Here is a 12,989-nt window from a genome sequence, read left to right as displayed (position 1 = left end):
CATTTTCTGGATGTAAAAAGTGTAAATGTAAAGAATGGAACCGGGCATACATCAACGAGAAATAAGCATACATGGCAGTAAGTTAGCCACAAAAACCCATTCGGGATATTAACAAATCATGCGGCCACATGTCATTTCATCATGCGTATCTTAACCTAAAACCTTTTTATTTATAAGCATTAATGCGAATAATCTGATGCAAAGTTTTGTTATGTTTCTCAAATCAACTCGCTATTATTCGCGCCTTGCGTAAAGCCTTTTTAATTATTAAATAATAATTAATGAGATTCCAGGTCATTCATAAATCCTGCTTAACATTAGATTTACACCGCCAGGGTTCCCGTACATCCCGATAACACGGGCAGTGATTAATCTTTCAGTATTTACGAATTATTAAATGACGTCAGAATTCTCCCCGAAATTTCACGGGCGCTGAACCTTTTTGTAAGCAAGAGAATCGGCCACCCGTGAACGTAAAAATCGCAATATAATGCTATAAAAATCGGCATAACCTATTTTTATCTCTATGTATTACGCAAAAATCAGTCAATGACAGCACAATAGCACGTCACCATTCAGCAAAATCTTCTTCTGCAAAGCCTTCAAAACGCCCCGCTGGGGGAGTACATTGTTCCAAACTGACTTCCACGGCAGGAAGTGGTGATAACAGCATAAAGGTCAAGGTTCATGTCCCCCATTGAGAAATCCAGCAAATTAGATAACGTCTGTTATGACATCCGCGGTCCTGTTCTGAAGGAAGCGAAACGCCTTGAAGAAGAAGGCAATAAGGTTCTGAAACTGAACATTGGTAACCCCGCCCCTTTTGGCTTTGACGCCCCCGATGAAATTCTGGTGGATGTCATCCGTAATCTGCCTACTGCACAAGGTTATTCCGATTCCAAAGGCCTCTATTCCGCGCGCAAAGCCATCATGCAGCACTATCAGGCGCGTGGCATGCGTGACGTCACCGTCGAAGATATCTACATCGGTAATGGCGTTTCAGAGCTGATCGTGCAGGCGATGCAGGCATTACTGAACAGTGGGGACGAAATGCTGGTGCCCGCGCCGGATTATCCGCTGTGGACGGCGGCGGTCGCGCTTTCCGGCGGCAATGCGGTGCATTACCTGTGCGATGAATCATCCGACTGGTTCCCGGACCTGGATGACATCCGCGCCAAAATCACGCCGCGTACCCGTGGGATCGTCATCATTAACCCGAACAACCCGACCGGCGCGGTTTATTCCAAAGAGCTGTTGATGGAGATCGTCGAGATCGCGCGGCAGAATGATCTCATTATTTTTGCCGATGAGATCTACGATAAGATCCTGTATGACGACGCCGAGCACCATTCCATCGCCGCGATGGCACCGGATCTACTGACCGTGACCTTTAACGGCCTGTCCAAAACCTATCGCGTGGCCGGTTTCCGTCAGGGCTGGATGGTTCTCAACGGGCCGAAGAAGCATGCGAAAGGTTATATCGAAGGGCTGGAAATGCTGGCATCGATGCGTCTTTGCGCCAACGTGCCGGCACAGCATGCCATTCAGACGGCGCTGGGCGGTTACCAGAGTATCAGTGAATTCATCATGCCCGGCGGTCGTCTGTATGAGCAGCGCAATCGCGCCTGGGAATTGATCAACGATATTCCGGGCGTCTCCTGCGTGAAGCCGCGCGGTGCGCTGTATATGTTCCCGAAAATTGACGCGAAGCGCTTCAATATTCATGACGACCAGAAAATGGTGCTCGATTTTCTGTTACAGGAAAAAGTCCTGCTGGTTCAGGGGACGGCATTTAACTGGCCGTGGCCGGATCACGTGCGCATCGTCACCCTGCCCCGCATCGACGACATAGAGATGTCGCTGAGCAAATTTGCACGTTTCTTGTCGGGATATCACCAGCTTTAATCCAAAATGCGTTGCAGGACAAAACACCCTGGGTGTTTTGTCCTGCAACGTGAAGTATGACGAGCATTTGCATCCGGCGGCCTTCTCTGCGCACAATGACCTCCAGGTTGTCATCATGAAAAGGTCACTATGAAGCAGAGCCATTTTTTTGCCCACCTCTCCCGCCTCAAACTCATTAACCGTTGGCCTTTAATGCGCAATGTGCGCACAGAAAACGTCTCTGAGCACAGTCTCCAGGTCGCGATGGTGGCCCACGCGCTGGCGGCGATCAAAAACCGTAAGTTTGCCGGTCAGGTTAATGCCGAACGCATTGCGCTGTTGGCGATGTATCACGATGCGTCAGAAGTGCTGACCGGGGATCTGCCCACGCCGGTAAAATATTTCAATTCGCAAATCGCCCAGGAATATAAGGCTATTGAGAAAATCGCTCAGCAGAAACTGGTCGATATGGTGCCCGATGAGCTGAGGGATATTTTTGCCCCGCTGATTGATGAGCATGCATATAGCGAAGAAGAAAAGTCGATTGTGAAACAGGCCGATGCGCTGTGTGCGTATCTGAAGTGTCTGGAAGAGTTGTCGGCAGGGAATAATGAATTCCTGCTGGCAAAGACGCGACTGGAAAAAACGCTGGAGTCACGCCGCAGCCCAGAGATGGATTACTTTATGGAAGTCTTCGTCCCCAGTTTTCACCTGTCTCTCGATGAAATTAGCCAGGACTCTCCGCTGTAACGGTTTGCCGGATGCGTGTCAGCACCATCCGGCAATGCGATACAACATTAAAACGGAAACAACATCGGGATCATCACCACGCATACCGCCATAACGATAATGGTGAACGGTACGCCCAACTTAATAAAATCGCTAAAGCTGTAATTCCCTGGTCCTAACACCAGCGTGTTGACCGGTGATGAAACCGGCGTCATAAAGGCCGCCGAGGCCGCCATCGCGATCACCATCGCAAAGGGATAGGGAGAAACGCCCATCGACTTCGCCGCCGCCAACGCAATCGGCGCCATTAATACCGCCGTCGCGGTATTCGAGATAAACAGACCAATGGTCGCGCACAGCGCAAACAGACAGCCCAGCATCATGTACGGGCCATAACCGCCGCCCACGTCCATCAATCCTTTCACGACCAGATCCACACCACCGGTTTTTTGCAGCGCCAGCGCAAAAGGCATCATGCCAACGATCAAAATGATACTGGGCCAGTGAATGGCTTTGTAGGCGCTTTCGGCATCAATACAGCGAAATTTTCCCATCAACAGACAGGCAATAATCGCCGCGATGGGATTAGGAATTTCGTCAGTCAGCATCAGCGCGACCATCAGCACCAGACAGAAAATCGCGTGCGGGGCCTGGCTGTGCGCCGGGGAAGCCTCGCTTACCTCTTCTGGCAGGTTCAGCGCGACAAAATCTCGCCCCTGCTTTGCCAGCATCCCGATCAGTTTCCAGTTACCGACGACCAGGATAATATCGCCCATCAGCAGCGGCTCATCGGCAAGCGAACCTTCGATCGCCACGCCGTCACGTTTCAGGCCAACCACATTCAGCCCATAGCGGGTACGAAAACCGATTTCCCGCACCGACTTGCCAATCAACTCCGATTCCGGGATCAGCGAGATTTCCGCCATTCCCACATCCAGCGCCTGGTCAGAGAAATACTCCCCACGCAGCACCATTGGCTCCAGCAATTGCTCGCTACAAAATTCACGGAGATCGACATCGGCGGCGGACATATCAATCAGTAACACGTCACGGGCGCGAAACTCCGATACCCCATTCACGTTTACGATCACCCGCCGAAAACGCCGCCAGCGTTCGACGCCGATCACGTTGGCGCCATAGCGCTCACGCAGTTTAAGATCGTCGAGGCGCTGACCGATCATCGGTGACCCCGGACGAATCGCCAGTCGACGCGCGCGCCCTGTCAGGCGATATTCTTTGATCAGATCGCGAAAGGTGCGACGTTTCCAGCTATCTCGCTGCTGTTGTGGATTGTCGCCTTTGAGCATAAAGCGCATCAGCAGCATATAGATAATGCCCAGCACCAGCACGACGAGGCCGATAGGCGTGACGCTGAAGAAGCTGAAACCGGCATAGCCTTCGCGCAACAATTCACTGTTAACGACCAGGTTGGGCGGGGTGGCCACCAGCGTCATCATGCCGCTGATAAGCCCGGCGAAACTGAGCGGCATCATCAGGCGCGACGGCGACGTTTGCATACGCATCGAGACGCTGAGTACCACGGGAATAAAGATAGCAACGACGCCGGTTGAACTCATAAACGCGCCCAGTCCGGCAACGGTCAGCATCAGCAGGACCAGCATTTTGATTTCGCTACTGCCTGCCATTTTCACCAGCCAGGTGCCCATGACGGTCGCCACGCCGGTGCGTACCAGCCCGTCACCGATGATAAACAGCGCGGCAATCAACACCACATTAGGGTCGCTGAATCCCGAAAAGGCCTCAGTAAGGGTCAGTGTGCCACTGAGAACAAAGGCTACGATGACAAACAGAGCTACCGCGTCCATACGCACTCTGCCCGTCGCAAACAAAATCACAGCAATCGCCAACAGCGAGAGAACCCAGATCAATTCACCGTTCACAACCTATCCTTGTCAGATGAGAAGATGGAATGATTCTGCCATAAAAAAGCCCCGACAAGCCGGGGCTAAATCATGATCAGGTATTTCTTAATACAACCACATCACCATTCGGTTGTTTGGTCACCGAAAGCTGCTCCAGGCTGGTCAGGGTGAAATCGACCTCATCCAGACGCGGCGTATCCGCCGGGGCATTTACTGCGATAACATGGCAGCCTGCGGCGAGTCCCGAGAGCACGCCCGCAGGGGCATCCTCCACCACCGCACATTCGTGCGGCGCTAAACCAAGCAGTTGCGCGCCGAGCAGATAAGCATCCGGCTCCGGCTTACCACGTTTGACCCGCTCAGCGGTCACGAAAACCTCCGGGGCTGGCAGGTTGGCCACCTGATGACGTGCGCGCGCAACCGGCATCGACCCTGATGTTACAATCGCCCACGGGATCCCGGCCTTGTTCAGATGGTTAAGCAGCGCAACCGCACCTGGCAGCGCGGTGATGCCCGCCGTTTCTGTCGCTTCTATTTGCTCCAGACGCGTAAACTCCGCAGCGATTTCCGCCTCAGGTTTGCCCACCATGAAATGGCGCAAAGAGGTAATCGCCTGCTTGCCATGAACAAAACTTAACACTTCGTCATGAGTCAGCCCAAAACGATCGGCCCAGTTACACCATGCACGTTCCACAGCAGGTAACGAGTCAACCAGCGTTCCATCCAGGTCAAACAGAAAGCCCTTGCATTGCACGTTCACCTCCTCAGGCATTGATGATTTGGTTGATTTCGTTGGCGCTCAAATGATACTGACGCGGGCAGGCATGCCACGCGCTTAACATCCGCTGGTATTTTTCCCACATTGGGGTCTGCGCGTTGAAACCGTGCGTGCCGGCATCAAAATGGGTGTAACGTCCTTCCACATTCACCATAAAGCGAACATAACCGAGATAGCGCGCTTCCGTTGCAGCATCAAAGCCCAGGAAGGTTACCCGACGTTCATCAATACTTTGCGCATCTTTCAGGTTGGCCCAGGAGACATGCAGAGCGTGATACATTTCCATGATGTCGATAACCGTACGACAGGTTTCCTCTTTCAGCTCGCCAAATTCCCGATCTAGTTCGCGCATTTGCAGACCGTAACCGCGTTCAATGATCGTCTGCAGACGACGATAACGCTCGGCGTTAGTCGGATCGAGCATAGTCATCATTTTGTATTGATTAGACAAAATAAGACGTTGAGCGTTGGTCATTTCCATTTGGGACTCCTGTATCACTCTACAACGGTGAAAAAAAAGAAGGCATTAATATGCCTTCTTTTATATGCGTAATCAGGGGGCAATTACAAATCATCAAGGAAAGTTTTATCCAGTTGTTTGAAGGCACGCTTAAGCGTGTCAGCTAACGCCTGGTAATCCGGCTTCCCTTCAACCGGGGAGAGCGCTTGCCCCGCCTCCTGTAATTTGCCTCTGACTTCATAGAACCAGTTCAGGATCGAGGGCGGCAGCGGCGTGACGGAACGCTTCCCTAACCACCATAGCCCCTGCATCGGCAGGCTGAGCGCGAACAACGCGGTGGCGACGGCAGGCCCTAACTGGCCGCCCAGTGCTATCTGCCAGCACAGGGTAAAGATAGCGATCGGCGGCATAAAGCGAATAGCGTAACGTGTCATCCGAATCACGCGGTTCTCAACAAAGACGGGGGCAAGGCGCTTTTCCATTGGCCACGTCTTTGAGTAATGTTGCCCCCGACGAAAAAGGCTAAAAAAATTTACGGAGCGATGATCCGGCGTCGACATGGCTTACCTCAACTTCACATATAAAATTTCAAATATTTGTGCAAAACAACAACTATACGGGACAACGTTCAAAACATTTTGTCATTGATACCCACTATCGGGTATCCTGTAGCGGCCTGTAAAAGGCCTGTAGTCCAAAATCATTGAGTCGTCAAATTTACATATAGTATGCCATTGGCTGAAAAATACGCAAAATGGCATAGACTCAAAGGTATTTCTTCCATCATGCCAAAAAAGACAACTGGCATGATGTTAATCATAAATGTCAGCGTCACACTGCGCTACGCTCTATGGCTCCCTGACGTTTTTTTAGCCACGTATCAATAATAGGTACTTCCATGTCGAGTAAGTTAGTACTGGTTCTGAACTGCGGTAGCTCCTCACTGAAATTTGCAATCATCGATGCAGTTAACGGTGAAGAGTACCTTTCTGGTTTAGCCGAATGTTTCCATCTCCCTGAAGCACGTATCAAATGGAAAATGGACGGCGGTAAACAAGAAGCGGCTTTAGGTGCAGGCGCCGCTCACAGTGAAGCGCTGAACTTTATCGTTAATACTATTCTGGCACAAAAACCAGAACTGTCTGCGCAGTTGACTGCAATCGGTCACCGTATCGTACACGGCGGCGAGAAGTATACCAGCTCCGTGGTTATCGATGACTCTGTTATTCAGGGCATCAAAGATTCTGCCTCTTTCGCACCGCTGCATAACCCGGCTCACCTGATCGGGATTGCAGAAGCACTGAAATCCTTCCCGCAGTTGAAAGACAAAAACGTGGCTGTGTTTGACACCGCGTTCCATCAGACCATGCCGGAAGAGTCTTACCTCTATGCCCTGCCGTACAGCCTGTACAAAGAACACGGCGTTCGTCGTTATGGCGCGCACGGTACCAGCCACTTCTTCGTTACCCAGGAAGCGGCAAAAATGCTGAACAAACCGGTAGAAGAGCTGAACATCATCACGTGCCACCTGGGCAACGGGGGTTCTGTTTCTGCTATCCGCAATGGTAAATGTGTTGATACCTCTATGGGCCTGACTCCGCTGGAAGGTCTGGTGATGGGTACCCGCTCTGGTGACATCGACCCGGCAATCATTTTCCACCTGCACGACACACTGGGCATGAGCGTTGATCAGATCAACAAGATGCTGACCAAAGAATCCGGCCTGCTGGGTCTGACCGAAGTGACCAGCGACTGCCGTTATGTTGAAGACAACTACACCACCAAAGAAGACGCGAAACGTGCAATGGACGTTTACTGCCACCGTCTGGCGAAGTACATCGGTTCCTACACGGCGCTGATGGACGGTCGTCTGGACGCCGTTGTCTTCACCGGCGGTATCGGTGAGAACGCGGCCATGGTTCGCGAGCTGTCCTTGGGTAAACTGGGCGTGCTGGGCTTTGAAGTTGATCATGAACGTAACCTGGCTGCCCGTTTCGGCAAATCTGGTTTCATCAACAAAGAAGGTACCCGTCCTGCGGTGGTGATCCCAACCAACGAAGAACTGGTTATCGCGCAAGACGCGAGCCGTCTGACTGCCTGATATCACACCGCCAGCTAAGCTGGCGGTGCTGTTTTGTAACCCGCCCAACGGGCGGTAACGAAAGAGGATAAACCGTGTCCCGTATTATTATGCTGATCCCTACCGGAACCAGCGTCGGCCTGACCAGCGTCAGCCTCGGCGTCATCCGTGCTATGGAACGCAAAGGCGTTCGTCTGAGTGTCTTTAAGCCCATCGCCCAGCCACGCGCCGGTGGCGATGCGCCAGACCAGACCACCGCTATCGTTCGTGCAAACTCTTCTGTCACCGCGGCTGAACCGCTGAAGATGAGCCACGTAGAGTCTCTGCTGTCCAGCAATCAGAAAGATGTGCTGATGGAAGAGATCATCGCAAACTACCATGCGAACACCAAAGACGCAGAAGTGGTACTGGTTGAAGGGCTGGTCCCAACCCGTAAACACCAGTTCGCGCAGTCTCTGAACTACGAAATCGCTAAAACGCTGAACGCGGAAATCGTCTTCGTCATGTCTCAGGGCACCGATACGCCGGAACAGTTGAACGAGCGTATTGAACTGACTCGCAGCAGCTTCGGCGGCGCAAAAAACACCAACATCACCGGCGTTATCGTGAACAAACTGAACGCTCCGGTTGATGAACAAGGTCGTACCCGTCCGGATCTGTCTGAGATTTTCGACGACTCTTCCAAAGCGCAGGTCGTAAAAGTCGATCCGGCACAGCTCACCGCAAGCAGCCCACTGCCGGTTCTCGGCGCAGTGCCGTGGAGCTTTGAGCTGATCGCGACCCGTGCGATCGATATGGCGCGCCACCTGAATGCCACCATCGTCAACGAAGGCGACATCAATACGCGTCGCGTGAAGTCTGTCACCTTCTGTGCGCGTAGCATTCCGCACATGCTGGAACACTTCCGCGCCGGTTCCCTGCTGGTCACCTCCGCTGACCGTCCGGACGTGCTGGTTGCCGCGTGTCTGGCCGCGATGAATGGCGTTGAAATCGGTGCCCTGCTGCTGACCGGTGGCTACGAAATGGATGCGCGCATCTCTAAACTGTGTGAGCGCGCTTTCGCTACCGGCCTGCCGGTATTCATGGTGAACACCAACACCTGGCAAACTTCTCTGAGCCTGCAGAGCTTCAACCTGGAAGTGCCGGTTGACGATCACGCACGCATCGAGAAAGTTCAGGAATACGTGGCGAACTACATCAACGCTGACTGGATCGAGTCCCTGACCGCGACCTCTGAGCGTAGCCGTCGTCTGTCTCCTCCAGCCTTCCGCTATCAGCTGACCGAACTGGCGCGTAAAGCCGGTAAACGCGTTGTGCTGCCAGAAGGCGACGAACCGCGTACCGTGAAAGCGGCAGCCATCTGTGCTGAACGTGGTATCGCAACCTGCGTACTGCTGGGTAACCCGGAAGAGATCAACCGCGTTGCGGCCTCTCAGGGCGTTGAGCTAGGCGCTGGCATCGAAATCGTGGACCCGGAAGTGGTTCGCGAAAGCTATGTCGCGCGTCTGGTTGAACTGCGTAAGAGCAAAGGCATGACCGAAACCGTTGCCCGCGAACAGCTGGAAGACAACGTGGTGCTCGGTACGCTGATGCTGGAACAAGACGAAGTTGACGGTCTGGTATCAGGCGCTGTTCACACCACGGCTAACACCATTCGTCCGCCGCTGCAGCTTATCAAAACTGCGCCAGGCAGTTCACTGGTTTCCTCCGTCTTCTTCATGCTGCTGCCAGAACAGGTTTACGTTTACGGCGACTGCGCGATCAACCCGGATCCGACCGCAGAACAGCTGGCTGAAATCGCTATCCAGTCTGCTGACTCTGCCATTGCCTTTGGTATCGAACCGCGCGTCGCAATGCTCTCCTACTCCACCGGCACCTCTGGTGCGGGTAGCGACGTTGAGAAAGTGCGTGAAGCAACTCGTCTTGCACAGGAAAAACGTCCTGACCTGATGATCGACGGTCCGCTGCAGTACGATGCCGCCGTGATGGCTGACGTGGCAAAATCCAAAGCGCCGAACTCTCCGGTTGCGGGTCGCGCTACCGTGTTCATCTTCCCGGATCTGAACACCGGTAACACCACTTACAAAGCGGTACAGCGTTCTGCCGACCTGATCTCCATCGGGCCGATGCTGCAGGGTATGCGCAAGCCGGTGAACGACCTGTCCCGTGGCGCGCTGGTTGACGATATCGTCTACACCATCGCTCTGACCGCGATTCAGTCTTCACAACAGCAGTAAGTTGTCTCCGCTGGGTCCAGACGGGCCGGTCAAAAGCCGGAAATCACCCTGATTTCCGGCTTTTTTATTGCCGTTTCTGGCAATGCAAAAACGGATTTATTTGCTTAACTGCGCTGCATCAATGAATAACCATTCGCCTGTTTGCATACTTAGTCTCTTTGCTTTGCAACAGGGATAGTCTTTCATGTCTGCAGTAACCGAAACACAGCCAGCCAGAAAATGGGCCATGCCCGATACGCTGGTCATTATTTTCTTTGTCGCCATTTTAACCAGCCTTGCGACCTGGGTTGTCCCCGTCGGGATGTTCGACAGCCAGGAGGTGCAATACCAGGTGGATGGTCAGACAAAAACCCGTAAAGTGGTTGACCCCCACTCTTTCCGTATTCTGACCAACGAGGCCGGTGAAGCGCAGTATCATCCGGTTAAATTCTTCACTACCGGCGATGAAAGCCCGGGACTGATGAACTTCCCGTTCGAAGGGCTGACCTCCGGCTCTAAATTCGGTACCGCCGTCGGTATCATCATGTTTATGCTGGTAATTGGCGGTGCGTTTGGCATCGTTATGCGCACGGGAACTATTGATAACGGCATCCTTGCGCTCATCCGTCATACCAAAGGCAACGAGGTTCTGTTTATCCCGGTACTGTTTATTCTCTTCTCGCTGGGCGGTGCGGTGTTCGGCATGGGAGAAGAGGCGGTTGCCTTCGCGATCATCATCGCGCCGCTGATGGTGCGACTGGGGTATGACAGTATCACCACGGTGTTAGTGACCTATATTGCGACACAAATTGGCTTTGCCAGTTCGTGGATGAACCCTTTCTGCGTGGTGGTCGCGCAGGGCATTGCCGGCGTACCGGTCCTCTCCGGTTCCGGTCTGCGTATCGTGGTATGGGTTATTTCGACACTGATCGGTCTGACGTTTACCCTGGTCTATGCCTCGCGGGTGAAAAAGAACCCGCTTCTGTCACGCGTGCATGAATCTGACCGTTTCTTTCGCGAACAGCAGGATGATGTTGTCGAGCGCCGCTTCACAATCGGCGACTGGCTGGTGCTGCTGGTGCTGACCGGGGTGATGGTTTGGGTGGTCTGGGGCGTTATCGTCAACGCATGGTTTATTCCGGAGATAGCCAGCCAGTTCTTCACCATGGGCCTGGTCATTGGCATTATCGCCGTTGTCTTCCGTCTTAACGGCATGACGGTCAACATTATGGCGTCCTCATTCACCGAAGGCGCACGCATGATGATTGCCCCCGCCCTGCTGGTAGGTTTTGCCAAAGGCATTTTACTGTTGGTAGGCAACGGCGAAGCGGGTGAAGCCAGCGTGCTCAATACGCTGTTACACAGCATCGCCAACGGCATCAGCGGGCTGGACAACGCCGTTGCCGCGTGGTTTATGCTGCTCTTCCAGGCAGTGTTTAATTTCTTTGTAACGTCGGGATCGGGCCAGGCGGCGCTGACCATGCCGCTGTTAGCGCCGCTCGGCGATCTGGTGGGGGTTAACCGTCAGGTCACCGTACTGGCGTTCCAGTTTGGCGATGGCTTTAGCCACATCATCTATCCGACCTCTGCATCACTGATGGCGACATTAGGCGTCTGTCGGGTGGATTTCCGTAACTGGCTGAAAGTGGGTGCGACGCTGCTGGGGCTGCTGTTCATTATGTCCAGCGTGGTGGTGATTGGCGCTCAAATCATGGGATACCACTAAAAGAGAAAAGGAGCCGCTTATGGCTCCTTTTTACGGTTAGTTCAGAAAGGGCGTTACTCCGCCTCTTCCTGCTTCTCCTGTTGCGACTCTGACCTTGCCGCTTCATTTTTAGCGTTACGGGTCATCCACAGCGCCAGCGCTTTCAGCGAGTCGGGCGTGAATTCATCACAGCGGGCGGTAATTTCTTCCGGCGTCAGCCAGCAAACTTCGCTGACCTCTTCTTCCTGCAAGGCGAACGGGCCGTGCGACACACAGCTGAACAGCGCACCCCAGACGCGACAGTTCTTATCTTCAAAGTAGAACTGACCATGTTCGGCGAATGGCACACCGGCGATGCCTAACTCTTCTTCCGCTTCACGGCGGGCAGAATCCAGCAACTGTTCGTCAGCCTGCACAACGCCACCGGCAGTGGCATCTAACATTCCGGGTAAAAAGTCTTTTGTCTCGGTACGACGTTGCACCAGTATTTTGCCCATTCCGTCGTGTACAACAATATAGGTCGCACGATGACGCAGGCCCTGCGCTCGCATCTGTTCCCGGCTGGATTGTGCAATGACTTCGTTGTCTTCATTCACAATATCCACCCATTCCGTACTTGCCAAACGACGCTGTTCCACCATCAGGAAACCTTCTTTTTCTGGCGCTCTTACGGCGCATTTACATATGTGGGGGTAAATTACGAATTAATCGCCACCTGCGCAATGATACTTTGATCATTGAGTGCGATAACGCTCAAAACATTATCGTCCAGCAGGCCATAACTTGCCTGGTAGCCACCTTTCGGAATGCTTACTGAACCCGGGTTGAAGTGATAAATATCGCCTCTTTTTTCTGCCACCGGCAGATGCGTATGCCCGTATACCAGGACATCACCGGCCCGCAGTGCCGGCAGGTTATCCGGCCCAAAGAGATGACCGTGAGTCAGAAACAGTCGCTGATTTTCCAGTAGCACCTGCTGCCAGGGCGCGGTTATTGGAAACTGCAGCAGCATTTGATCCACTTCACTATCACAATTACCCCGCACCGCGACAATCTGCGACGCCTGTTCATTGAGTCGCTCAGCGACCTGCGCGGGCGCGTAGCCTTCGGGTAACGCATTTCGCGGTCCGTGGTTGAGGACATCGCCCAGTATCACCAGCCACTGCGCGCCGCTCTGTGAAAACAGGGTCAGCACGCGTTCTGTAGCGGGCAGGGACCCATGAATGTCGGATGCAAACATCAGTTTCATCACAT

Annotated in this window: 11 protein-coding genes; 5 read left to right on the top strand and 6 right to left on the bottom strand. The window is 53.2% G+C overall.

What is annotated here, in order from left to right:
• Window positions 1–687: 687 nt before the first annotated feature.
• A complete protein-coding gene (gene alaA, locus AOY24_RS00605; RefSeq protein WP_043000016.1) occupies window positions 688–1,905 on the top strand; it encodes an alanine transaminase AlaA in 1,218 nt (405 codons plus the stop codon).
• A gap of 129 nt (window positions 1,906–2,034) precedes the next feature.
• Entirely contained in the window at window positions 2,035–2,634 is a 600-nt protein-coding gene (gene yfbR / locus AOY24_RS00600; RefSeq protein ID WP_042317802.1) for a 5'-deoxynucleotidase, read from the top strand.
• A 47-nt stretch (window positions 2,635–2,681) separates the two neighbouring features.
• Here the strand turns inward: yfbR and AOY24_RS00595 are convergent, their stop codons facing one another.
• The 4 genes from AOY24_RS00595 to yfbV form a co-directional block, all read right to left on the bottom strand.
• The gene (locus AOY24_RS00595) at window positions 2,682–4,514 is read right to left on the bottom strand and encodes an SLC13 family permease (RefSeq protein ID WP_043000014.1); all 1,833 of its coding nucleotides are present in this window, start codon (window positions 4,512–4,514) and stop codon (window positions 2,682–2,684) included.
• A 76-nt stretch (window positions 4,515–4,590) separates the two neighbouring features.
• Window positions 4,591–5,268 carry a sugar phosphatase gene (locus AOY24_RS00590; protein WP_044326791.1) on the bottom strand — a complete coding sequence of 226 codons (678 nt, stop codon included), beginning with the start codon at window positions 5,266–5,268 and terminating at the stop codon, window positions 4,591–4,593.
• A complete protein-coding gene (locus tag AOY24_RS00585) occupies window positions 5,261–5,755 on the bottom strand; it encodes a YfbU family protein (RefSeq protein ID WP_042290698.1) in 495 nt (164 codons plus the stop codon). Before AOY24_RS00585 ends, AOY24_RS00590 begins: the two co-directional genes overlap by 8 nt.
• Before the next feature lie 83 nt (window positions 5,756–5,838).
• Window positions 5,839–6,294, bottom strand: coding sequence for a terminus macrodomain insulation protein YfbV (gene yfbV, locus AOY24_RS00580; RefSeq protein ID WP_042317796.1), 456 nt, complete (start codon window positions 6,292–6,294; stop codon window positions 5,839–5,841).
• Window positions 6,295–6,632: 338 nt separating this feature from the next.
• Here yfbV and ackA point away from each other — a divergent pair, with 338 nt between their 5' ends.
• From ackA to yfcC, 3 genes are all read left to right on the top strand, one after another.
• On the top strand, window positions 6,633–7,835 hold the full coding sequence (gene ackA / locus AOY24_RS00575; protein ID WP_042317795.1) for an acetate kinase: 1,203 nt from the start codon (window positions 6,633–6,635) through the stop codon (window positions 7,833–7,835).
• A gap of 74 nt (window positions 7,836–7,909) precedes the next feature.
• Complete coding sequence (gene pta, locus AOY24_RS00570; protein ID WP_043000012.1) at window positions 7,910–10,051, top strand: phosphate acetyltransferase; 2,142 nt, start codon at window positions 7,910–7,912, stop codon at window positions 10,049–10,051.
• A gap of 184 nt (window positions 10,052–10,235) precedes the next feature.
• Window positions 10,236–11,756 carry a putative basic amino acid antiporter YfcC gene (gene yfcC / locus AOY24_RS00565; RefSeq protein ID WP_054175966.1) on the top strand — a complete coding sequence of 507 codons (1,521 nt, stop codon included), beginning with the start codon at window positions 10,236–10,238 and terminating at the stop codon, window positions 11,754–11,756.
• Window positions 11,757–11,809: 53 nt separating this feature from the next.
• On the opposite strand, the gene yfcD is transcribed toward yfcC, so the two are convergent.
• Complete coding sequence (gene yfcD, locus AOY24_RS00560; RefSeq protein WP_042317782.1) at window positions 11,810–12,376, bottom strand: NUDIX hydrolase YfcD; 567 nt, start codon at window positions 12,374–12,376, stop codon at window positions 11,810–11,812.
• A gap of 56 nt (window positions 12,377–12,432) precedes the next feature.
• Complete coding sequence (gene yfcE / locus AOY24_RS00555; protein WP_054175965.1) at window positions 12,433–12,984, bottom strand: phosphodiesterase; 552 nt, start codon at window positions 12,982–12,984, stop codon at window positions 12,433–12,435.
• Window positions 12,985–12,989 lie beyond the last annotated feature (5 nt).

Origin of the sequence: Citrobacter sp. CtB7.12 (genome assembly GCF_001297795.1) — a bacterium.
Taxonomy (GTDB): domain Bacteria; phylum Pseudomonadota; class Gammaproteobacteria; order Enterobacterales; family Enterobacteriaceae; genus Citrobacter_A; species Citrobacter_A amalonaticus.
This window is presented reverse-complemented; position numbering and strand designations above follow the sequence as displayed.

Coding starts and splice junctions, on each gene's coding strand:
- AOY24_RS00590 (WP_044326791.1), bottom strand. CDS start 5,268: ATGCCTGAGGAGGTGAACGTGCAATGCAAGGGCTTTCTGTTTGACCTG.
- ackA (WP_042317795.1), top strand. CDS start 6,633: ATGTCGAGTAAGTTAGTACTGGTTCTGAACTGCGGTAGCTCCTCACTG.
- yfcD (WP_042317782.1), bottom strand. CDS start 12,376: ATGGTGGAACAGCGTCGTTTGGCAAGTACGGAATGGGTGGATATTGTG.
- alaA (WP_043000016.1), top strand. CDS start 688: ATGTCCCCCATTGAGAAATCCAGCAAATTAGATAACGTCTGTTATGAC.
- yfcE (WP_054175965.1), bottom strand. CDS start 12,984: ATGAAACTGATGTTTGCATCCGACATTCATGGGTCCCTGCCCGCTACA.
- AOY24_RS00585 (WP_042290698.1), bottom strand. CDS start 5,755: ATGGAAATGACCAACGCTCAACGTCTTATTTTGTCTAATCAATACAAA.
- yfbV (WP_042317796.1), bottom strand. CDS start 6,294: ATGTCGACGCCGGATCATCGCTCCGTAAATTTTTTTAGCCTTTTTCGT.
- yfbR (WP_042317802.1), top strand. CDS start 2,035: ATGAAGCAGAGCCATTTTTTTGCCCACCTCTCCCGCCTCAAACTCATT.
- yfcC (WP_054175966.1), top strand. CDS start 10,236: ATGTCTGCAGTAACCGAAACACAGCCAGCCAGAAAATGGGCCATGCCC.